Origin of the sequence: Streptomyces sp. NPDC026589, from assembly GCF_040638385.1 — a bacterium.
Classification (GTDB): domain Bacteria; phylum Actinomycetota; class Actinomycetes; order Streptomycetales; family Streptomycetaceae; genus Streptomyces.
This window is the reverse complement of record NZ_JBEZYG010000018.1, coordinates 73,970-92,657: the sequence shown is the minus strand read 5'-3', so window position 1 is coordinate 92,657 and position 18,688 is coordinate 73,970. Positions and strand designations below refer to the sequence as shown.

19 protein-coding genes are annotated in these 18,688 nt (G+C 71.1%); 11 read left to right on the top strand and 8 right to left on the bottom strand.

From position 1 onward, the window contains the following. Nucleotides 1–2 precede the first annotated feature (2 nt). The 4 genes from AB0F29_RS28170 (at nt 3) to AB0F29_RS28155 (ending at nt 3,426) form a co-directional block, all read left to right on the top strand. Nucleotides 3–920 carry a F0F1 ATP synthase subunit gamma gene (locus AB0F29_RS28170; RefSeq protein WP_361877482.1) on the top strand — a complete coding sequence of 306 codons (918 nt, stop codon included), beginning with the start codon at nt 3–5 and terminating at the stop codon, nt 918–920. After that, nucleotides 920–2,362 (top strand): F0F1 ATP synthase subunit beta, encoded by a 1,443-nt coding sequence (gene atpD / locus AB0F29_RS28165; protein ID WP_361877479.1) that lies wholly within the window; start codon nt 920–922, stop codon nt 2,360–2,362. Before AB0F29_RS28170 ends, atpD begins: the two co-directional genes overlap by 1 nt. 109 nt (nt 2,363–2,471) lie before the next feature. Continuing rightward, complete coding sequence (locus tag AB0F29_RS28160; protein ID WP_003966248.1) at nt 2,472–2,846, top strand: F0F1 ATP synthase subunit epsilon; 375 nt, start codon at nt 2,472–2,474, stop codon at nt 2,844–2,846. A gap of 133 nt (nt 2,847–2,979) precedes the next feature. Next, a complete protein-coding gene (locus AB0F29_RS28155) occupies nt 2,980–3,426 on the top strand; it encodes a DUF2550 domain-containing protein (RefSeq protein WP_026290719.1) in 447 nt (148 codons plus the stop codon). A gap of 203 nt (nt 3,427–3,629) precedes the next feature. On the opposite strand, the gene AB0F29_RS28150 is transcribed toward AB0F29_RS28155, so the two are convergent. The 3 genes from AB0F29_RS28150 to AB0F29_RS28140 all read right to left on the bottom strand — a co-directional run bounded on the left by AB0F29_RS28150 (nt 3,630) and on the right by AB0F29_RS28140 (nt 7,522). Beyond that, a complete protein-coding gene (locus AB0F29_RS28150) occupies nt 3,630–5,501 on the bottom strand; it encodes a glycoside hydrolase family 18 chitinase (protein WP_361877476.1) in 1,872 nt (623 codons plus the stop codon). 153 nt (nt 5,502–5,654) lie between these two features. Continuing rightward, nucleotides 5,655–6,317, bottom strand: a complete 663-nt coding sequence (locus tag AB0F29_RS28145) for a response regulator transcription factor (protein WP_361877473.1) — start codon at nt 6,315–6,317, stop codon at nt 5,655–5,657. Continuing rightward, nucleotides 6,314–7,522 carry a histidine kinase gene (locus AB0F29_RS28140; RefSeq protein WP_361877470.1) on the bottom strand — a complete coding sequence of 403 codons (1,209 nt, stop codon included), beginning with the start codon at nt 7,520–7,522 and terminating at the stop codon, nt 6,314–6,316. Before AB0F29_RS28140 ends, AB0F29_RS28145 begins: the two co-directional genes overlap by 4 nt. 150 nt (nt 7,523–7,672) lie before the next feature. Between AB0F29_RS28140 and AB0F29_RS28135 the strand changes: the two genes are divergently transcribed. Then, nucleotides 7,673–8,245 carry a hypothetical protein gene (locus AB0F29_RS28135; RefSeq protein ID WP_361877467.1) on the top strand — a complete coding sequence of 191 codons (573 nt, stop codon included), beginning with the start codon at nt 7,673–7,675 and terminating at the stop codon, nt 8,243–8,245. 2 nt (nt 8,246–8,247) lie between these two features. Here the strand turns inward: AB0F29_RS28135 and AB0F29_RS28130 are convergent, their stop codons facing one another. From AB0F29_RS28130 to AB0F29_RS28120, 3 genes are read right to left on the bottom strand one after another with little or no spacing between them, the layout of a single operon-like run. Continuing rightward, nucleotides 8,248–8,820: a cob(I)yrinic acid a,c-diamide adenosyltransferase gene (locus AB0F29_RS28130; RefSeq protein WP_361877464.1), complete on the bottom strand. Its 573-nt coding sequence runs from the start codon at nt 8,818–8,820 to the stop codon at nt 8,248–8,250. A gap of 13 nt (nt 8,821–8,833) precedes the next feature. Beyond that, on the bottom strand, nt 8,834–9,583 hold the full coding sequence (locus AB0F29_RS28125; RefSeq protein ID WP_361877461.1) for an ABC transporter permease: 750 nt from the start codon (nt 9,581–9,583) through the stop codon (nt 8,834–8,836). Between the two features lie 10 nt (nt 9,584–9,593). Further along, nucleotides 9,594–10,376, bottom strand: a complete 783-nt coding sequence (locus AB0F29_RS28120; protein WP_361877458.1) for an ABC transporter ATP-binding protein — start codon at nt 10,374–10,376, stop codon at nt 9,594–9,596. A 90-nt stretch (nt 10,377–10,466) separates the two neighbouring features. Between AB0F29_RS28120 and AB0F29_RS28115 the strand changes: the two genes are divergently transcribed. The 4 genes from AB0F29_RS28115 to AB0F29_RS28100 all read left to right on the top strand — a co-directional run bounded on the left by AB0F29_RS28115 (nt 10,467) and on the right by AB0F29_RS28100 (nt 15,505). Next, the gene (locus AB0F29_RS28115) at nt 10,467–11,108 is read left to right on the top strand and encodes a TetR/AcrR family transcriptional regulator (protein ID WP_361877455.1); all 642 of its coding nucleotides are present in this window, start codon (nt 10,467–10,469) and stop codon (nt 11,106–11,108) included. A gap of 149 nt (nt 11,109–11,257) precedes the next feature. Further along, nucleotides 11,258–12,106 carry a 3-hydroxyacyl-CoA dehydrogenase family protein gene (locus AB0F29_RS28110; RefSeq protein WP_361877452.1) on the top strand — a complete coding sequence of 283 codons (849 nt, stop codon included), beginning with the start codon at nt 11,258–11,260 and terminating at the stop codon, nt 12,104–12,106. A 293-nt stretch (nt 12,107–12,399) separates the two neighbouring features. Further along, the gene (locus tag AB0F29_RS28105; protein ID WP_003966237.1) at nt 12,400–12,723 is read left to right on the top strand and encodes an STAS domain-containing protein; all 324 of its coding nucleotides are present in this window, start codon (nt 12,400–12,402) and stop codon (nt 12,721–12,723) included. A 286-nt stretch (nt 12,724–13,009) separates the two neighbouring features. Further along, a complete protein-coding gene (locus tag AB0F29_RS28100; protein ID WP_361877449.1) occupies nt 13,010–15,505 on the top strand; it encodes an ATP-binding protein in 2,496 nt (831 codons plus the stop codon). A gap of 81 nt (nt 15,506–15,586) precedes the next feature. Here the strand turns inward: AB0F29_RS28100 and nucS are convergent, their stop codons facing one another. Beyond that, the gene (nucS, locus tag AB0F29_RS28095; protein ID WP_097870781.1) at nt 15,587–16,258 is read right to left on the bottom strand and encodes an endonuclease NucS; all 672 of its coding nucleotides are present in this window, start codon (nt 16,256–16,258) and stop codon (nt 15,587–15,589) included. Between the two features lie 275 nt (nt 16,259–16,533). On the opposite strand from nucS, the gene AB0F29_RS28090 reads away from it, so the two are divergent. Then, the gene (locus tag AB0F29_RS28090) at nt 16,534–16,926 is read left to right on the top strand and encodes an SCO5389 family protein (protein ID WP_003966234.1); all 393 of its coding nucleotides are present in this window, start codon (nt 16,534–16,536) and stop codon (nt 16,924–16,926) included. A 131-nt stretch (nt 16,927–17,057) separates the two neighbouring features. Here the strand turns inward: AB0F29_RS28090 and AB0F29_RS28085 are convergent, their stop codons facing one another. Beyond that, entirely contained in the window at nt 17,058–18,122 is a 1,065-nt protein-coding gene (locus AB0F29_RS28085; RefSeq protein ID WP_361877444.1) for an LLM class flavin-dependent oxidoreductase, read from the bottom strand. Between the two features lie 212 nt (nt 18,123–18,334). Here AB0F29_RS28085 and AB0F29_RS28080 point away from each other — a divergent pair, with 212 nt between their 5' ends. Further along, nucleotides 18,335–18,664 (top strand): ATP/GTP-binding protein, encoded by a 330-nt coding sequence (locus AB0F29_RS28080; protein WP_361877441.1) that lies wholly within the window; start codon nt 18,335–18,337, stop codon nt 18,662–18,664. The last annotated feature ends 24 nt before the right edge of the window (nt 18,665–18,688 follow it).

The following is an 18,688-nucleotide window of genomic DNA, read 5'->3' as shown; positions in this document are numbered from 1 at the left end:
CGATGGGCGCTCAGCTTCGCGTTTACAAGCGCCGCATCCAAGCCGTCACCGCGACCAAGAAGATCACCAAGGCGATGGAGATGATCGCCGCCTCGCGCATCGTCAAGGCGCAGCGCAAGGTGGCGGCGTCCCAGCCGTACGCGACCGAGCTCACCCGTGCGGTGACCGCGGTGGCGACCGGCTCCAACGCCAAGCACCCGCTCACCACCGAGGTCGACGCCCCGACCCGGGTCGCGGTCCTGCTCGTCACGAGCGACCGCGGTCTGGCCGGCGGCTACTCCTCCAACGCCATCAAGGCCGCGGAGCGACTGCGGGAGCGCCTTGCCTCCGAGGGCAAGGAGGTCGACGCCTACATCGTCGGCCGCAAGGGTGTCGCGTACTACGGCTTCCGCGAGCGCAAGGTCGAGGAATCCTGGACCGGCTTCACCGACAACCCGGCGTACGGAGATGCCAAGCGCGTCGCCGCCCCGTTGATCGAGGCCATCCAGAAGGACACGGCCGAGGGCGGCGTCGACGAGCTGCACATCGTCTTCACGGAATTCGTGTCGATGATGACGCAGAACGCGGTCGACGACCGGATGCTGCCGCTTTCGCTCGACGAGGTGGCGAAGGAGAGCACCCGCAAGGGGGAGATCCTTCCGCTGTTCGACTTCGAGCCGTCGGCCGAGGACGTCCTCGACGCCCTTCTGCCGCGCTACGTCGAGAGCCGCATCTACAACGCACTGCTGCAGGCAGCCGCTTCCGAGCACGCTGCCCGCCGCCGCGCGATGAAGTCGGCGACCGACAACGCCGGGGACCTCATCAAGAGCCTGTCCCGGCTTGCCAACGCGGCCCGACAGGCCGAAATCACCCAGGAAATCAGCGAGATCGTCGGCGGTGCCAGTGCTCTGGCCGACGCGACCGCGGGGAGTGACAAGTAATGACGACGACAGTTGAGACGGCCGCTGCCACGGGCCGCGTCGCCCGGGTCATCGGCCCGGTCGTCGACGTGGAGTTCCCCGTCGACGCGATGCCGGAGATCTACAACGCCCTCCACGTCGAGGTCGCGGACCCCGCCGAGGACGGCGCCCGCAAGACGCTGACCCTCGAAGTCGCCCAGCACCTGGGTGACGGCGTGGTCCGTGCGATCTCGATGCAGCCCACCGACGGCCTGGTCCGCCAGGCCCCGGTGACCAACACGGGCGAGGGCATCACCGTCCCCGTCGGTGACATCACCAAGGGCAAGGTGTTCAACACCCTCGGTCAGATCCTGAACGAGCCGGAGGCCGAGGCGCAGATCACCGAGCGCTGGCCGATCCACCGCAAGGCCCCGGCCTTCGACCAGCTCGAGTCGAAGACCGAGATGTTCGAGACCGGCCTGAAGGTCGTCGACCTGCTGACCCCGTACGTCAAGGGCGGCAAGATCGGTCTGTTCGGTGGTGCGGGCGTCGGCAAGACGGTCCTCATCCAGGAAATGATCATGCGTGTGGCGAAGCTGCACGACGGTGTGTCGGTGTTCGCCGGTGTCGGTGAGCGCACCCGTGAGGGCAACGACCTCATCGACGAGATGACCGAGTCGGGCGTTCTGGAGAAGACCGCGCTCGTCTTCGGCCAGATGGACGAGCCGCCGGGGACGCGTCTGCGCGTGGCCCTGTCCGCCCTGACCATGGCGGAGTACTTCCGCGATGTGCAGAAGCAGGACGTGCTGCTCTTCATCGACAACATCTTCCGCTTCACGCAGGCCGGCTCCGAGGTCTCCACGCTGCTCGGCCGCATGCCGTCCGCGGTGGGTTACCAGCCGACCCTGGCCGACGAGATGGGTGTGCTCCAGGAGCGCATCACCTCGACGCGTGGTCACTCGATCACCTCGATGCAGGCGATCTACGTCCCCGCGGACGACCTGACCGACCCGGCCCCGGCCACCACGTTCGCCCACCTCGACGCGACGACGGTTCTCTCCCGTCCGATCTCCGAGAAGGGCATCTACCCGGCCGTGGACCCGCTGGACTCCACGTCCCGCATCCTGGACCCGCGTTACATCTCGCAGGACCACTACGCCGCGGCCAGCCGCGTCAAGGGGATCCTCCAGAAGTACAAGGACCTCCAGGACATCATCGCGATCCTCGGTATCGACGAGCTGGGCGAGGAGGACAAGCTCGTTGTCCACCGTGCCCGTCGCGTCGAGCGCTTCCTGTCGCAGAACACCCACGCCGCCAAGCAGTTCACCGGCCTGGACGGTTCGGACGTTCCGCTCGACGAGTCGATCTCCGCGTTCAACGCGATCTGCGACGGGGACTACGACCACTTCCCCGAGCAGGCGTTCTTCATGTGCGGTGGCCTGGACGACCTCAAGTCCAAGGCCAAGGAGCTCGGCGTCTCCTGAGCCTCCGGCTCACCGAGGGGGGTGGGTGTGTCCCGCCCCCCTCACCACGCCCCGTAGAATTGAACCGACACCCGGCCGGGCGGCCGGGTGGTGACCCGAGGAGCCACCCTTGGCTGCTGAGCTGCATGTCGAGCTGGTCGCCGCCGACCGAAGCGTCTGGTCCGGCGAGGCCACCCTGGTCGTCGCGCGCACCACGTCCGGCGACATCGGCGTCATGCCCGGTCACCAGCCGCTTCTCGGTGTGCTGGAGTCGGGCCCGGTGACGATCCGCACGAGTGAGGGCGGCACCGTCATCGCCGCTGTGCACGGTGGATTCATCTCGTTCGCGGACGACAAGCTGTCGCTGCTGGCCGAGATCGCCGAGCTGGCCGACGAGATCGATGTCGAGCGCGCCGAGCGGGCGCTGGAACTCGCGAAGTCGGACGCGGACGCCGCTGCCCAGCGGCGCGCCGACGTACGACTGCGCGCGGTGGCGGTGCGCTAGCACCCCCACTGACAGATGTCTTTACTCAGCCGCGGCCCGAGCTGGAGCGATCCAGCCGTGTCGCGGCTGAGGCGATGCAGGTGCAATACGGTTTCGGTGTTCGTTACTCGACGATGCGAGGAGGTCGGTGGAGATGGTCCTCGCGTTGTGGGTGGGAGCGTCCGTCATCGTCACGGTTCTGTTGGGACTGTTCGTCTTCGGCCTGCGCCGGAGGCTGATCCAGCGGTCCGGAGGGACCTTCGACTGCAGCCTGCGCTGGGACGTGTCGGAGGAACCCGATGCGCTCGGCAAGGGCTGGGTCTACGGGGTCGCCCGCTACAGCGGTGACCGTGTCGACTGGTTCCGGGTCTTCTCCTACGCTCCTCGCCCCCGCCGGGGCCTGGAGCGTTCTGCGATCGAGGTGATCGCCCGCCGGCTTCCGGAGGGCGAGGAGGAGCTCGCGCTCCTGTCCGACTCCGTCGTGCTCGGCTGTCTCCACCACGGGACACGCCTGGAGCTGGCGATGAGCGAGGACGCCCTGACCGGCTTCCTCGCCTGGCTGGAGGCGGCCCCGCCCGGCCAGCGGGTCAATGTGGCTTAGTAGGCAGCCCCGCTGGAAGGGGGTCCCCTCGGACGAAGTCTGGGGGAGGGGCAATGTGGCCTGAGGGCGTGGGGTAAGGGCCTGAGAACGTCGGGTGGCCGCGCGTACACAGCGAAAAACCGGGGAGACGGGGGGCGGACCCGTCTCCCCGGTGCTTTTCCGGGGTGGTGCTTGCCGTTATGGCGTGGGGAGCACCGGCGTCGTTACTTCAGGCCGCTGGTGACCGCGGTCACCAGTTCGCCGTTGCTGGTGTCACCGGAGAGCTCCCAGATGAACGCTCCGCCCATGCCCTGGTTCTTCGTCCAGTTCATCTTCGAGCCGATGGTGGCCGGGGTGTCGTAGCTCCACCAGTTGGTGCCGCAGTGGGCGTACGCGGTGCCGCCGACGGTGCCGGTGGACGGGCAGGTGTTCTTGAGGACCTTGTAGTCCTCGAAGCCCGCCTCGTACGTGCCCGGGGCCGCGCCGGTCGCCGTGCCGCCAGGGGCGGACTGGGTGACGCCGGTCCAGCCGCGGCCGTAGAAGCCGATGCCGAGGAGCAGCTTCTTGGCGGGGACGCCCTTGGCCTTCAGCTTGGCGATGGCCTCGGAGGAGGTGAAGCCCTGCTGCGGGATGCCGGTGTAGGGGGTCAGCGGCGAGTGCGGAGCCGTCGGGCCCTTGGCCGCCCAGGCGCCGAAGAAGTCGTACGTCATCACGTTGTACCAGTCGAAGGACTGGGAGGCGCCGGCGTAGTCGGCCGCGTCGATCTTGCCGCCGTTGGAGCCGTCCGCGGTGATGGCGGCGGTGACCAGGTACTTCGGGCCGAACTTCGCCCGCATGGCGTCGGCCATGGTCTTGATCGAGGCCGGGCCGCTGGTGTCACAGGTCAGACCACAGGCGTTGGGGTACTCCCAGTCGAGGTCGATGCCGTCGAAGACATCGGCCCAGCGGGGGTCCTCGACCAGGTCGTGGCAGGACTGGGCGAAGGCGGCGGGGTTCTGCACGGCCTGGCCGAAGCCGCCGGACCAGGTCCAGCCGCCGAACGACCAGAGGATCTTGATGTGCGGGAACTTGGCCTTCAGCTTGCGCAGCTGGTTGAAGTTGCCGCGCACCGGCTGGTCCCAGGTGTCGGCGACGCCGTCGACGGACTGGTCGGCGGTGTACGCCTTCTCGTAGTCGGCGTACGCGTCACCGATGGTGCACTTGCCGTTCTGCACGTTGCCGAAGGCGTAGTTGATGTGCGTGATCTTCGCGGCCGTGCCGGACGTCACCAGGTTCTTGACGTGGTAGTTGCGCCCGTAGACGCCCCAGTTGGTGAAGTAGCCCATGGTGATCTTGTCGCCGCCGGGCTGCTCGCCACCGCCGCCGGTGGTCCGCACGGAGACGGCGCCGGAGGCCGGGCCGGTCTGGTCCGCGGTGTCCCGGGCCTGCACGGTGTAGGAGTAGTCGGTGCCCGCGGTCAGGCCGGTGTTGGTGTACGTCGTACCGGTGACCGTGGCGACCTTCGCGCCGTCGCGCAGCACGTCGTAGTTCTTGACGCCCTTGTCGTCGGTCGCCGCGCTCCAGCTGAGCTTGACCGAGGTGTCGGTGACGTCGCTGGTGGTCGGGGTGCCGGGCGCCGAGGGGGCGTTGTCGCCGGGGACGCTGCCGCCGTCACAGGAGGCGCCGTTCAGCTTGCAGCCCGTGGGGGAGCCGGAGCCGGTGCCGTTGAAGCCGAAGCTGATGCTGGCGCCGGGCGCCACGGACCCGTTCCAGGAGAGGTTCTTGGCGGTGTAGTGGTTACCGCTCTTGGTGAGGTTGGCGTCCCAGGCGGAGCCCGCCGTGGTGCCCGAGGGGAAGTCCCACTCGATGGTCCAGGAGGAGAGCGCGGTGGTGCCGGTGTTCTTCACCGTCCACTGGCCCTCGAAGCCGCTGCCCCAGTCCGACTTCTTGGTGTACGTGGCGGTGGCCGACGTGGCCGCCGATGCGGGGGCGGCGAGCCCCACCATCGCGGCCAGCGGCACGACCAGCGCGGTCAGGCCCGCGATGACCTTGGACCGGCCGCTGCGGGCCGGGACCCATCGAAATCTGGATCGGCGTTGGGGGGAATCTGTGCTCAACGGAGCTCCTCGGGTGAGGTCCAACAAACGGGGATGATTCGTGGACTGCAAACCCTGCGCCGCCCTGAGTACGGGTGCTCTCGTACTCACCGCAGTGTGTGACGGTGACAGTAGGAAGGTCTGGACCAATCGTCAAGAGGTCTGGACCAAAGATCAGGAAGTGGCCCGGACCCCCAACTCCTGTGCTAGAACTGCCGCCTGAACACGGCTGCGCAGCTCCAGCTTGCCCAGCACCCTGCTGACGTGGGTCTTCACCGTGGCCTCGGCCATCGAGAGGCGCAGCGCGATCTCCGCGTTCGACAGGCCCTCGCCCAGGCACCCCAGCACCTCGCGCTCGCGCCGGGTGAGCGTGTCCAGCACCGCCGGATCGGACGCCCCCCGGACGCGTACGGGGGACGCCCCGGCGAACTCCGCGATCAGCCGCCGGGTCACGGCCGGGGCGATCAGCCCCTCGCCGCGCGCCACCGTCCGTACCGCCTCCAGCAGATCGCGGGCGTCGGTGTTCTTCAGCAGAAAGCCGGAGGCCCCCGCGCGCAGCGCCCCGAAGACGTACTCGTCCAGATCGAACGTGGTCAGCACCAGGACGTCCGCGAGCTCCTCCTCGACCACCTGCCGCGTCGCCGCCACGCCGTCGAGGCGCGGCATCTGTACGTCCATCAGCACCAGGTCCGGGCGGAGTTCACGCGCCAGGTGCACCGCTGCCTCGCCGTCCCCCGCCTCTCCGACGACCTCGATGTCCGGCGCGCTGGAGAGGATCAGCACCAGCCCCGCGCGCACCGCCGACTGGTCCTCCGCGACCAGTACCCGAATCGTCATTCCCGCATCGCCCCTTCCGTCACGGGCAGTTGAGCCCGCACCCGCCAGATCTTGGTTCCGTCGTCGCCGTCGCCGCCCACCTCGGCCCCGGCCTCGAACGTCCCGCCGAGCAGCGTCACCCGCTCCCGCATGCCCACCAGGCCCGTCCCCGAACCGGGCGCCGTCGGTCCGGGGCGGCTGCCGGACACACTGGTCACCTCGATCGTCAGCACCCGGTCGCCGTGGGCGAGCCGCACCACGACCGGCCCCGGTGCCGCGTGCTTGAGGGCGTTGGTCAGGGACTCCTGCACGATCCTGTACGCGGCCAGCTCGACCGGCGTCGGCAGCGCCCCGGCCGCCGCCTCCCGAGTGTCCTCCAGGGTGCAGACCAGTCCGCCGGACGCCCCGTTGACGTTCGTCTGCTCGACGAGCACGTCCAGGGACGCGAGCGTCGGGGCCGCCGCCGGGGCGTCGTCCTCGCCGCCCTCCCGCAGCAGCCCGATCAGCCGGCGCATCTCCGCGAGCCCCTCGACGCTGTTCTCGCGGATCACCTTCAGGGCGCTCCGCGAGGTCTCCGGGTCGTCGATGGACAGGGCCGCGGTGGAGTGGATCGCCACGGCGGAGAGGTGGTTGGCCACCATGTCGTGCAGCTCCCGGGCCATCCGGGCCCGCTCGGCGATCACCGCCTGCGTCCGGTCCATCTCGGCCAGCCGCGCGGTCTGTGCGGCGGCCAGCCGGGCCGCGTCGGCGGCGGCGCGGTGGGTGCGCACGCTGACGCCGGTGATGGCGGGGACGAAGGAGACCAGCCCGATGACCAGGCCGATCAGCAGCGCCTCGGGCTTACGGAACCAGGCCAGGAAGCCGATCGTGGACGCGACGGTGATCAGGAGCGTGGCCACCGGGAGCCGGCGGGCGGCGGCCGGGGTGCCGTACAGCACGGCCGCGTACATGACGTCCGTGAACATCAGGACGGTGGCGAGGTTGCCCGGGGTGAACTGGTTCGCCACCAGCGCGAGCGTGCCGGCCGTCAGCGCCGTGCGCGGGGCGGTGCGGCGCAGCAGCTCGGCCGCGGCCATGACGGTCAGCGGTACGAGGGTGACCCAGGGGGCGGAGAGGGAGTGGCCGCCCTGGGTGTGGAGGCCCAGCAGCCACAGGAGCAGCCCGCCGAGCAGCCCGGAGACGCCGAGGGTCACGTCGTCGCGGTCGGGGCGGATCCGGGTGAGCACCTCTCCATCCAACACGCCCCGCCGCCCCCGGGCCTCCCTTCGTCGGCTGATCCGCTACTACATCGAAGGATGCAGTCCGGTTTCGTCACTGCCGACGACGTGTCCGCGCCCGTCGGCCGGGAGGCTGGAAGGGAACGGGAGGAGAGAGTCGTGATCGCCCTACTGATCGTGGCCTGCGAGGTCGCATTCTGGGTTCTGCTGGCCGCCGGACTCGCCCTGCGGTACGTCGCGAGGAAACCGAAGCTCGGCGCGGCCGTGCTGCTGTGCGAGCCGCTGCTGGAGGTCGTGCTGCTGGTGGTGACCGCCATCGACCTGAAGAACGGGGCCGAGCCCGACTGGAAGCACGGGCTGGCCGCCGTCTACATCGGCTTCACGGTGGGACTGGGCCACTCCACCATCAAGTGGGTGGACGCCCGCGTCGCCCACCGCTGGTTCGGCGGCCCGCCGCCGGTGAAGCCGCCGAAGTACGGCATGGCGCGCGCCGCCCACGAGTGGCGCACCGCCGCCCGCTGGATCCTGGCCGCAGTGGTCGCGCTGGGCCTGCTCCAGGCAGCCGTCTGGTACGTCGGCTCCGGCGGGGAGATCAGCTCGCTGCGGGGCTGGCAGCAGAAGATGGGCCTGGTGATCGGCATCAACCTGATCATCGCCGGGGGCTACACGCTGTTCCCGAAGCAGGCCCCGAAGGACGCGGTGACGGAGCGGGAGCCGGTCGACAGGTTGTAGGCCTACCGCTCGCCGCCCGGCACCCACAGCACGTCCCCGACCTCCTTGTTCGCGCTCCGCGCCAGGATGAACAGGAGGTCGGAGAGGCGGTTGAGGTAGGTGGCGGTCAGGGTGTTCATCACGTCCCCGTGCACCTCCAGCGCCGCCCAGGTGGACCGCTCGGCGCGCCGGACCACGGTGCACGCCTGGTGCAGCAGGGCCGCGCCGGGCGTACCGCCGGGGAGGATGAAGCTGCGCAGCTTCTCCAGCTCCTCCAGGAAGGTGTCGCAGTCCGCCTCCAGCTTGTCGATGTAGGACTGCTCGACCCGCAGCGGGGGATACTTCGGGTCCTCCACCACCGGGGTGCACAGGTCCGCGCCCACGTCGAAGAGGTCGTTCTGGACGCGTACGAGGACCTTCACCAGCTCCTCGGGCAGCTGCCCCAGCGCGATGGCCGCGCCGATCGCCGCGTTGGCCTCGTTGGCGTCCGCGTACGCCGAGATCCGCAGATCGGTCTTGGCGGTGCGGCTCATGTCGCCGAGGGCCGTGGTGCCCTGGTCACCGGTCCGGGTGTAGATGCGCGTGAGATTGACCATGGGCCCAGCGTAGTTACGCTCCGGCCCGCCGGAAGACCCGTGTGCCCACTGTCACGGCCGCGGCGGCGAAGCCCACGGCGACGAGGACCCCGTAGAGCATGTGCGCGGTGGCGTACGAGCCGGTGTAGGCGTCCCGTACCGCGTCCACCAGATAGCGGAACGGGGTGAAGCGGGAGAGGACGTCCAGCCAGCCGGGGCCGAGCGTGATGGGCAGCATCAGACCGGAGAGGAGCATGGCCGGCATCGTCACCGCGTTGATCACCGGGCCGAACTCCTGCGGGGTGGTGACGCGCATGGCCAGGGCGTACGAGAGTGAGGCGAGCGAGAGCGCCAGCACTCCGGTGAACGCGAAGCCGATGAGGATGCCCGCCAGCGGGGCCCGCAGCCCCATCAGCAGCGCGGCGAGCACCAGCAGGACGGCCTGGAAGGTGAACAGCAGGGCGTCGCGCAGCACCCGCCCCAGCAGCAGGGCCAGCCGGCTGACCGGGGTCACCCGCATCCGCTCCAGCACGCCCGTGGACTTCTCGACGATGATCGCGAAGCCGGCGAAGGACGCGCCGAACAGACTGAGTTGGAGGAGCAGGCCGGGCACCAGGATCTGCCAGGAGTCGGCGGGGGAGCCGAGCGGCAGGTCCCGCAGCAGCGGACCGAAGAAGAGGAGGTAGAGCAGCGGCATCAGCATCCCGAAGAAGATCTGGAAGCGGGAGCGCAGGGTCTGCCGGGCGTACCGCCCGAAGATGATCGCGGTGTCGTGGAAGAGCACGGGAGGGGTCCTATACGGCTGCGGGGGCGGGGTCGGCAGGGGTGACGGGGCGGCCGGTGGCGGCCAGGAACGCGTCCTGGAGGGAGGCGTCGGGGGAGCCGGCGTACCGGGCCTTCAGCTCGGCCGGGGTCCCCTCCGCGACCACCGTGCCGCCGTCGACGAGGATCAGCCGGTCCGCCAGCGCGTCGGCCTCGTCGAGGTAGTGCGTGGTCAGGACGACGGTGGTGCCGTGGTCGTCGCGCAGGCTCCGCACCAGGTCCCACAGGTCGGCCCGGCTGCCGGGGTCCAGGCCCGTGGTGGGCTCGTCGAGGAAGAGCACGGCCGGCCGGTGGGTGAGCCCCATCGCGATGTCGAGCCGGCGCCGCTGCCCTCCGGAGAGGGTTGCCGCCTTCCGGTCGAGCAGTCCGTCGAGGCCGAGCCGGTCGGCGAGCTCCCCGGCGCGCGCGGCCGCCTCCGCCCGGGTCAGCCGGTACAGCCTGCCCTGGGTGACGAGCTCCTCCCGGACGGTCAGATGCGGGTCGACGCCGCCGGACTGGGCGATGTACCCGCAGACCGCGCGGACGGCCGCGGGGTCGGTGAACAGGTCGTGGCCGGCCACGGTGGCCGCGCCGCCGGTCGGGGCGAGGAGCGTGGTGAGCATGCGCAGCGTGGTCGTCTTGCCCGCGCCGTTGGGGCCCAGGAGGCCGACGATCTCCCCAGAGTTGATGGTCAGGTCGATGGAACGGACGGCTTCCACCGGGCCGCTCGGCGTCGTGAAGGTCCGGGCCAGCCCGGAGGTGCTGATGACGGTCATGAGGCCAGAAAAACAGAGTGAACCTATATTTGCAATGACTCCAATAATTCATCGGCACCATGATCGTCTCGCGCGTCCTACGATGGAGGCATGGCTGAGGGACTCAGGGAACGCAAGAAGCGCCAGGCCAAGCAGCGCATCTCGGACATGGCGACCGGGCTGTTCCTCCAGCACGGCTTCGTCACGGTGACCGTCGCCGAGATCGCCGAACTGGCCGACGTCTCCGTGAATACCGTCTACAACTACTTCCCGGCCAAGGAGGACCTCTTCCTCGACCGGATGAAGCACGTCACCCAGCGCGTCGCCCGCTACGTCCGCGCCCGCGACCCGGGCGAGTCGGCCGCCGAGGCCGTCCTGCGCGAGGTGCGCGCCGCCGTCGTCGCCGTCTCCCCGGAGTTCGGGCTGATGGACGGCTTCGCCGACTTCATGCGCGTCATCGAGGACGCCCCCACCCTCAAGGCCCGCCTCTGGTACCTCCAGCAGGAGGTGCTCCAGGCCGTCGTCGCCACCCTGCGCGAGGACACCGGAGCGAGCGAGGAAGACCCGATGCCGCTCCTCGTCGGCGGCCAGATCGCCTGGATCGAGCACGCCCTCGTCGGTTACGTCAGCCAGGAGATGATGAAGGGCCGCAAGGCCGTCGAGGTCTCCCACGACGCCCTCGGCGTCCTCGACGACATCGAGGGGCTGCTCGGTGACCAGGTCCTCAACTACGCGCGACGCGGCGCCGAATGACGCGCCCCGGTGTGATGTCCGTCATCTGAGACGTGACGCGCATCTCTTCACCGCCCCAGCGCGCCCGACGGGTACTAACCTCCGCCGGAGAGCATGTGAACCGCCGTGAACAATCGGGCACGGGCGAACAGAAACCAAGGGGTGCGAACGTGGCCAGGAAGCTCGCCGTCATCGGGGCCGGACTCATGGGATCCGGGATCGCGCAGGTCTCCGCCCAGGCGGGCTGGGACGTCGTGCTGCGGGACGTCACCGACGCCGCGCTGACCCGGGGCCGTGACGGCATCAAGGCCTCGTACGACAGGTTCGTCTCCAAGGGCAAGCTGAACGCGGCCGACGCCGAGGCCGCGCTCGCCCGCATCACCACGACCACCGACCTCGACGCCGTCGCCGACGCGGACGTCGTCGTGGAAGCCGTCTTCGAGAAGCTGGAAGTCAAGCACGAGATCTTCCGGGCCCTGGACGAGGTCGTCGGCGAGAACACCGTCCTCGCGTCCAACACCTCCGCCATCCCGATCACCAAGATCGCGGCCGTGACGGAGCGTCCGGAACGCGTCGTCGGCGTGCACTTCTTCTCGCCGGTCCCGATGATGCAGCTCTGCGAGCTGGTGCGCGGCTACAAGACCAGCGACGAAACCCTCGCCACCGCCCGGGAGTTCGCCGAGTCGGTCGGCAAGACCTGCATCGTCGTCAACCGTGACGTGGCGGGCTTCGTCACCACCCGGCTGATCTCGGCGCTCGTCGTCGAGGCCGCCAAGCTGTACGAGTCGGGCGTCGCCTCGGCCGAGGACATCGACATCGCCTGCAAGCTGGGCTTCGGCCACGCCATGGGCCCGCTCGCCACCGCGGACCTGACCGGCGTCGACATCCTCCTGCACGCCACCGGCAACATCTACACCGAGTCGCAGGACGAGAAGTTCGCCGCCCCGGAGCTGATGCGCCGGATGGTCGACGCAGGTGACATCGGGCGCAAGAGCGGGCAGGGCTTCTACACGTACTGACCGGACCCGGCTCCCCGGCCCGCTCCGGCCCGCCACCGTCCGGGCCGGGGGAGCCGGGGATTCTACCCGGCGGGGACCGGTCCCCGCCGAACCGGAGTCACTCCACCGAGTGAATTCGATATCAGTTCGCTTACAGACGGCAACTTCCCCGTCGTCGCGACAGTCAGTGGTGGCAGAGACAGGGCGCCACGCGTGGCGGAGGCAGGGCCTACGACAGAGCCGTCGGCGGAACAGACGGCCGGCGGGCAGAGCAGACAGACGGACCTTCTACGGAGCATGACCGGGGAGCGCATATGCACATCAGGGGCGACCACGCCGAGCTGGTCGTCGGGGGCCGCCTCGACGTCCGAAGCGCGGCGGACGCCCGTACGGTCCTGCACTCGGCCGTGGACGACGGAGTCGGCGACCTCGTGCTGGACCTGACCGAGCTGGACTCCTGGGACGCCACGGGACTCGGCGTCATCATGGGAGCCCACCGCCGGGCGGGACGGGCCGGACGCCGCCTCGTGCTGCGTGGCGTGCCGCCACAGATGCAGCGCCTCCTGGTGGCCACCCGGCTGCACCGCATCCTGGCCATCGAGGGCGGCATCGCCGCCGAGTCGCTGCCGCGCGTCTGAGGACGTGCGCGCGGCCGCCCGCCCCGCCGGGATCCGGACGGTCGCGCGCCCTCGGGGAGCCGGACGGACCGTACCCGGCGGAAGAAGTCACGCAATCCTCACCGGAACGTGACGTCCTGGACGGCGTGCCACCCCGGCGGTTCATGAATACTGTGCCAAGGTCTAGGGTTCGGCCGTCCGCCGAATGACAACGAACCCATGGGCGGACACCGGACCGGAAGCGACAGCGGGGCGCGTGTGAGGCCGGGAGGGGCAACCGCGCACGACGCGTCTGGGGGACTTTGCGATGGACCCGACACACCGGGCACCCGATGAGTACGGGCAGGGCCACGACCGCTCCGGCGGCGATCCCGGCCACCGTCGGCCGTCCCGCGAATCAGGCGGCGCCGACTTCGGCCCGGGGACACCGCGACAGGTCCGCGTCGTCCAGCTGACCGTCGGCGACCTGCTGCTCACGGTCAACCCCGTCGACGGCAGCGAGGTCGAGTCCTGCCCGCCCGGCTCGGGCCCCGACGCCCCGCTCCGCCGCACCTCCGCCGAACGCGCCGACCACGAACGCGCCGGAGCGCCCCCGGTGCCCGCGGGACCGCCCGCCCAGCAGCTGCCGCTCCTGGAACGCGAGGAGGAGCGCGAACGCCTGGTCCGCCTGCTGGCGCGCGGTCGCAGCGTCCGCCTCACCGGTCAGGCCGGGTCCGGCCGCACCGCGCTGCTGGACGCCGTCGCCGCCGACTGCGCGGACCTGGCCCCCGACGGGGTCGTCCGGCTCAACGGCCGGGGCCGCACCGGCGCCGATCTGCTGCACGCCCTCTTCGACACCGTCCACAAGGCCCCGAACCACCGCCCCGACCGCGATGAACTGCTCGCGCTCGTCCGGTCCATCGGCGCCGTCGTCACCATCGACGACCTGGAGATCGGCGGAGCGGCCCTCGATGAACTGCTCGCCGCCACCCCCGAGTGCGCCTTCCTGCTCGCCGCCACCCCCGAGACCACCACCCCCGGCGTCGACGCCCACCTGGAGGAGGTGCTCCTGGCCGGCCTCGGCCGCGGCGCCTCGCTGGCCCTGTTGGAGAAGGTCGTCGAGCGCCCCCTCACGGAGGAGGAGCGGAACTGGGCGGGCGACCTCTGGTTCGAGTCCGAGGGCCTGCCGCTCCGCTTCGTCCAGGCCGGATCGCTCCTCGTGCAGCGCGACCGGCTGCGCGCCGGCCCCGAAGCATTCGACGAGTACGACTACTTCGAGCCACGCGCGGACGACGCGCCGCCGGCCCCCGCGGCGCCCGCCGCCGAAGCCCTCGACGTCCCGCTGCCGAGCCTCGGCGAGGGCGCCGCGCCCGCCGTGCTGCTCGCCTCCCGGCTCAGCGAGGCGGCCCGTGCCACCCTGCGCTTCGCCGTCGCCCTCGGCGGCGAGGTGCCCCACCAGGCCCATCTGCCGGCCCTCGTGGGCGACACCCACGCGGACGCCGCGCTCGGCGAGCTCGCCGGCTGCGGCCTGCTCTCCCCGGCCGGCCCCCGCTACCGCCTCGCCGCCGGAGTCCTCACCCAGCTCGCGGCGGCCGGTTACGAGGACGACGCCGCCGCCCACGCCCGTACCGCCGCCCAGCACTACGCCTGGTGGGCCTCGCACCCCTCGGTCACCCCGGAACGGGCCGTCGCCGAGGCGGACGCGATCGTCGCCTCCCTGGGCCGGCTGGTCCCGGGCGACGAGGCAGGGGCGGCCAGCGCGGCCGTCCTGCTGGCCCGCAGCGCCTCCCCGGCCTTCGCGGCGGGTCTGGGCTGGGGAGCCTGGGAGCGGGCCCTCAGGATCGGCCAGGAGGCCGCCAGGATCGCCGGCGAGGTCGCCGAGGAGGCCTACTTCCACCACGAGTTGGGCGTCCTCGCACTCTGCACCGGCAATCCGGACCGGGCCAGGACCGAGCTGGAGACCTCGATCGGGATGCGTGGCGCCCTCGCCGACAGGTCCGGGGCCGTGGCCGGACGCCGCGCGCTCGCCCTGGTCGCGGACCGCTCCGGCGACTTCGCCCCCCTCGGCCGCACGGCATCGGGCGACGAGGTGCCCACGGTGCGCCAGGACGGTCCGGGCACACCGCCCGGCGGGTTCCCGGGCGCACCGGTGTTCCAGCGGCAGCCGGCCGAGGAGCAGCCCACGATCGTCTCCTCGCTGCCTCCCGGCCCCGCCGCGCGCAAGGGGACCGGCCGGTCCGTCCTGGGCGGCGCCCGGCGCAACCTGGCCGCCGCGGGCGCGGGCGCCGTGCTGATCGCGGTGCTCGGCACCGTCGTCACGCTCGGGGTCACCGCGGGCGACGGCGACGAGCCGGGCAGCCGCAACGTCACCACCGAGCAGACGGCCACCGAGGACCCGACCGACGACGGCCTGCCCCCCAAGGAGTCGGAGGACGGCTCCGTCCCGGCCGGGGAGACCACCGGCGGCGAGACGCCCGCGACCCCGAGCGCCTCGGAGTCGGCGAGCCCGAGCACCTCCGGCTCCCCGTCCCCGAGCTCTTCCGCGACGGACGGTACGCCGCCGGGGACGGACGACCCGACGGACGACGGGAGCAACTCCCCGAGCGAGCCGACGCCGACGAGGACCTCGCCCCGGCCGACGGAGACCGACAGCGAGAGCCCGAGCCCCACGCCGTCCGAGTCGGAGAGCGAGTCGCCGGACCCGTCCCCGACGCCCACCGACGACACGGACCCGCCCCCGGCCCAGGGCTCCTCCTCCGCGGCCGGCCCCGCCGAGTCGGCGAGCGCCCCGGAGTCCGAAGCGGCCCCCGACCCGGCGGTCTGAGCACCCCGCACGCCTGAACGTACGGGGGCCGGGTGGCTCACGCTTCCGCGTGAGCCACCCGGCCCCCGTTGACGCCGTCGCTCAGAACAGCCGCAGCTTGTCGTCCTCGATGCCCCGCATCGCGTCGTAGTCCAGGACCAGGCAGCCGATGCCGCGGTCCGTCGCCAGCACCCGGGCCTGCGGCTTGATCTCCTGCGCGGCGAAGACGCCCCGGACCGGCGCGAGGTGCGGGTCGCGGTTCAGCAGTTCCAGATAGCGCGTCAGCTGCTCCACGCCATCGATGTCGCCACGTCGCTTCAACTCCACGGCCACCGTCTGCCCGTTCGCGTCCCGGCAGAGGATGTCCACCGGCCCGATGGCGGTGGGGTATTCGCGGCGGATCAGGGTGTGACCCTCGCCGAGGATCTCCATCCGGTCCGCGAGCAGTTCCTGGAGGTGCGCTTCCACGCCGTCCTTGATGAGCCCCGGGTCGACGCCCAGCTCGTACGACGAGTCGTGGAGGACTTCCTCCATCGTGATGATCAGTTTTTCGCCCGCCTTGTTCACCACGGTCCAGACGCCTTCCTCACCGTCGGCGCCCTCCTTCAGGGTGCACGGCGGAGACATCCAGTTGAGCGGTTTGTACGCCCGGTCGTCGGCGTGGATGGAGACGCTTCCGTCCGCCTTCACCAGGATCAGTCGGGGGGCGGAGGGCAGGTGGGCTGTGAGCCGGCCCGCGTAGTCCACGGAGCAACGGGCGATGACGAGACGCATGGTCGGCAACGCTACTCGACGACGGGGGCTCGACGCGATTTCCCCACCCGTCGCCCCCTGTCACTCGGTGCACACCGCGACGCGGCGATGCGGGCTTGCCCCTCTTTGCGCCCCTTCGTTATTGGCCGGTTGTGTTCCCAATCTCCTGGTGCGGCCCCGACTGCGCGCTTACCGTGGAAGCAGGAGGTCGCCGTCCGTGCACGCTGCGTCGTCGCCGCCCCCCTTCCCTGCCCGTAAGGCCCCGGCCATCGCCCGGGGTCGCGAGAGGAGAACCCATGTCGCTCGACGTCTCACCGGCGCTGTTGGAACAGGCCGAGCGAGGCGAGGTCGACGAAGCCGACTTCGTCGACTGCGTCCGGACCTCCCTGCCCTTCGCATGGGAGATGATCAGCTCGCTGGTGGCTCAGCTGAAGGTCGACGGCGGACAGTTCGCCGACAACCAGACGCCGCCGCCGGACGAGCAGGCACGTGGTCAGCTGCTGCGCGCGCTCGCGAGTGATGCGATACGCGGCGCGCTCCAGCGGCACTTCGGAGTGCGCATCGCATTCCAGAACTGCCACCGCGTCGCGGTGTTCCCGCTGGACGCCTCGGTCGACGACCGACTGGCCAAGTTCACTTCGGTGAGGGGCCAGTTGCTCAATCAGTCGCCCGAACTTCGGGACTGCTGAACGCTTCTGCTGCCGCCCCGGGCCGCGGGAGGTGCAACTGGCCCCGGGGCGGCAGCTCCCGCACCACCGCACCACTCGTCCCACATCCCTCAGCTGTCGGACGGCTCCGAGGAAACACCGGCATGCGCAGGTCAGGAGAGCAGCGGCAGCACGTCGGCGCCCAGCCGCCGGACGTTCTCCTCGGTCGCCGCGAGATCGCCCGATCCCTCCACCAGGAGGGCGAAGCGCGTGATCCCGGTCCGCTCGGCGGTGGCCGCCAGCCGGTCGGCCGCCAGCCGCGGCGGGCCCACCGGGTGCAGCCCGCACAGCAGTTCCGTGTACGCGACCGGGTCCCGCATCACGCGGTGCCTGCCGTCGACCGTGACATGGGCGTCGAGCCCCTGGCGCAGCCAGCCGGGCATCGACTTCACCAGCAGTTCCGTGGCCTCTCCGGCGCCGTCCTCGATCTGGGCCACCCCGGCGGACACATGCGCGGCCCCCTCCACGACCTCGGGCGGATGGCCGGCCTCCCGGGCGGCCGTACGCCACAGGGCGACCATCTCCGCCTTCTCCTCGTCCCCGCAGTGCATGCCCAGCAGCATCGGCAGCGCCTGCCGGGCCGCGAGCCGCACGCTCTTCGGCGACGTGCACGCCACGACGACCTCGGGCCCCGCTCCACCCGGCCCCGCTCCACCCTGCCCCGCGTCCGCCGGGCCCTCCAGCAGCTCGTCCGCGCGCGGCACCACCGCCACCTCGCGGAAGCCGAACCGCGCCCCGCGCCCCGCGACGCGCGGCTCCCGCAGCCAGTCGAGCACCAGGTCGAGCGCCTCGGGGAAGCCGTTCTCGTACGCGTCGAGACCGCCGCCGAACACTTCCAGGTCCACCCAGGGCCCACCCCGCCCCACCCCGAGCGAGAAGCGCCCGCCGCTGGTCAGATGCAGCAGCGCGGCCTGCTCGGCGAGCGCGACCGGGTGGTGGTTGGGCAGCACGCTGACCGCCGTGCCGACCCGGATTCTGCGGGTGCGGCCCAGCAGCAGCGCCGCCAGCGTGGTCGCGGACGGGCAGACCCCGTACGGCACGAAGTGGTGCTCGGCCAGCCAGACCGAGTCGAGACCGCTCTCCTCCGCCGCCTCGGTGGACCGGACGGCCCGGTGCAGGGCCTCACCGGGCCCCTGTCCCGGGAACTGGGCTGCCAGAACGAACGTTCCGATGCGCATCGCCTATTGCCTCCTTGCGGCCGACGCGTTTCTCCCCCACCGGCAACAACGTCTGACACGTGCCAAAGGCACGGTCCCGGCGGAAGTTGTTGCGATTTTCCGCTAACTCACCCCACTGCCGAACAGGGCCGCCGGACAGCCCGACCGCCACCCCCGACGCCAGGCTCTAGGCTTGGGCGGAACCGTGTCCGATCCGCCCCGTGAGGTGTCCTGTGTCCCCGCGCCGTAACCGCCCCCGTGGTGGCGAGAGTCCCGACGAACATCCCGGCTCGGCGCTCGGCAGGTACGGCGGGGGAGGGGCCACCGAGAGCTGGCAGGGCGAGGAGTGGTCGGTGCGCCCGGTCAGCGGCGCGAGCGCCCAGGGCAAGCGGTACCGCTGCCCCGGCTGCGACCAGGAGATCCCCTCCGGGGTCCCGCACCTCGTGACCTGGCCCCAGTTCGGCGGCATCGACGACCGCAGGCACTGGCACAAGGCGTGCTGGAACGCGAAGGACCGCCGCACCACCCGGGTGCAGCGGTCCCGGAACGCTCCGCGTTATTGAGGGCGACCGGCCCTCGGACTCCGC

Bases quoted from the DNA above. Each gene is read 5' to 3' on its own strand.
- atpD (WP_361877479.1), top strand. From the start codon at position 920: ATGACGACGACAGTTGAGACGGCCGCTGCCACGGGCCGCGTCGCCCGG.
- AB0F29_RS28105 (WP_003966237.1), top strand. From the start codon at position 12,400: ATGCACATCAGGGGCGACCACGCCGAGCTGGTCGTCGGGGGCCGCCTC.
- AB0F29_RS28130 (WP_361877464.1), bottom strand. From the start codon at position 8,820: ATGGTCAATCTCACGCGCATCTACACCCGGACCGGTGACCAGGGCACC.
- AB0F29_RS28115 (WP_361877455.1), top strand. From the start codon at position 10,467: ATGGCTGAGGGACTCAGGGAACGCAAGAAGCGCCAGGCCAAGCAGCGC.
- AB0F29_RS28085 (WP_361877444.1), bottom strand. From the start codon at position 18,122: ATGCGCATCGGAACGTTCGTTCTGGCAGCCCAGTTCCCGGGACAGGGG.
- AB0F29_RS28100 (WP_361877449.1), top strand. From the start codon at position 13,010: ATGGACCCGACACACCGGGCACCCGATGAGTACGGGCAGGGCCACGAC.
- AB0F29_RS28155 (WP_026290719.1), top strand. From the start codon at position 2,980: ATGGTCCTCGCGTTGTGGGTGGGAGCGTCCGTCATCGTCACGGTTCTG.
- AB0F29_RS28170 (WP_361877482.1), top strand. From the start codon at position 3: ATGGGCGCTCAGCTTCGCGTTTACAAGCGCCGCATCCAAGCCGTCACC.
- AB0F29_RS28145 (WP_361877473.1), bottom strand. From the start codon at position 6,317: ATGACGATTCGGGTACTGGTCGCGGAGGACCAGTCGGCGGTGCGCGCG.
- AB0F29_RS28120 (WP_361877458.1), bottom strand. From the start codon at position 10,376: ATGACCGTCATCAGCACCTCCGGGCTGGCCCGGACCTTCACGACGCCG.
- nucS (WP_097870781.1), bottom strand. From the start codon at position 16,258: ATGCGTCTCGTCATCGCCCGTTGCTCCGTGGACTACGCGGGCCGGCTC.
- AB0F29_RS28090 (WP_003966234.1), top strand. From the start codon at position 16,534: ATGTCGCTCGACGTCTCACCGGCGCTGTTGGAACAGGCCGAGCGAGGC.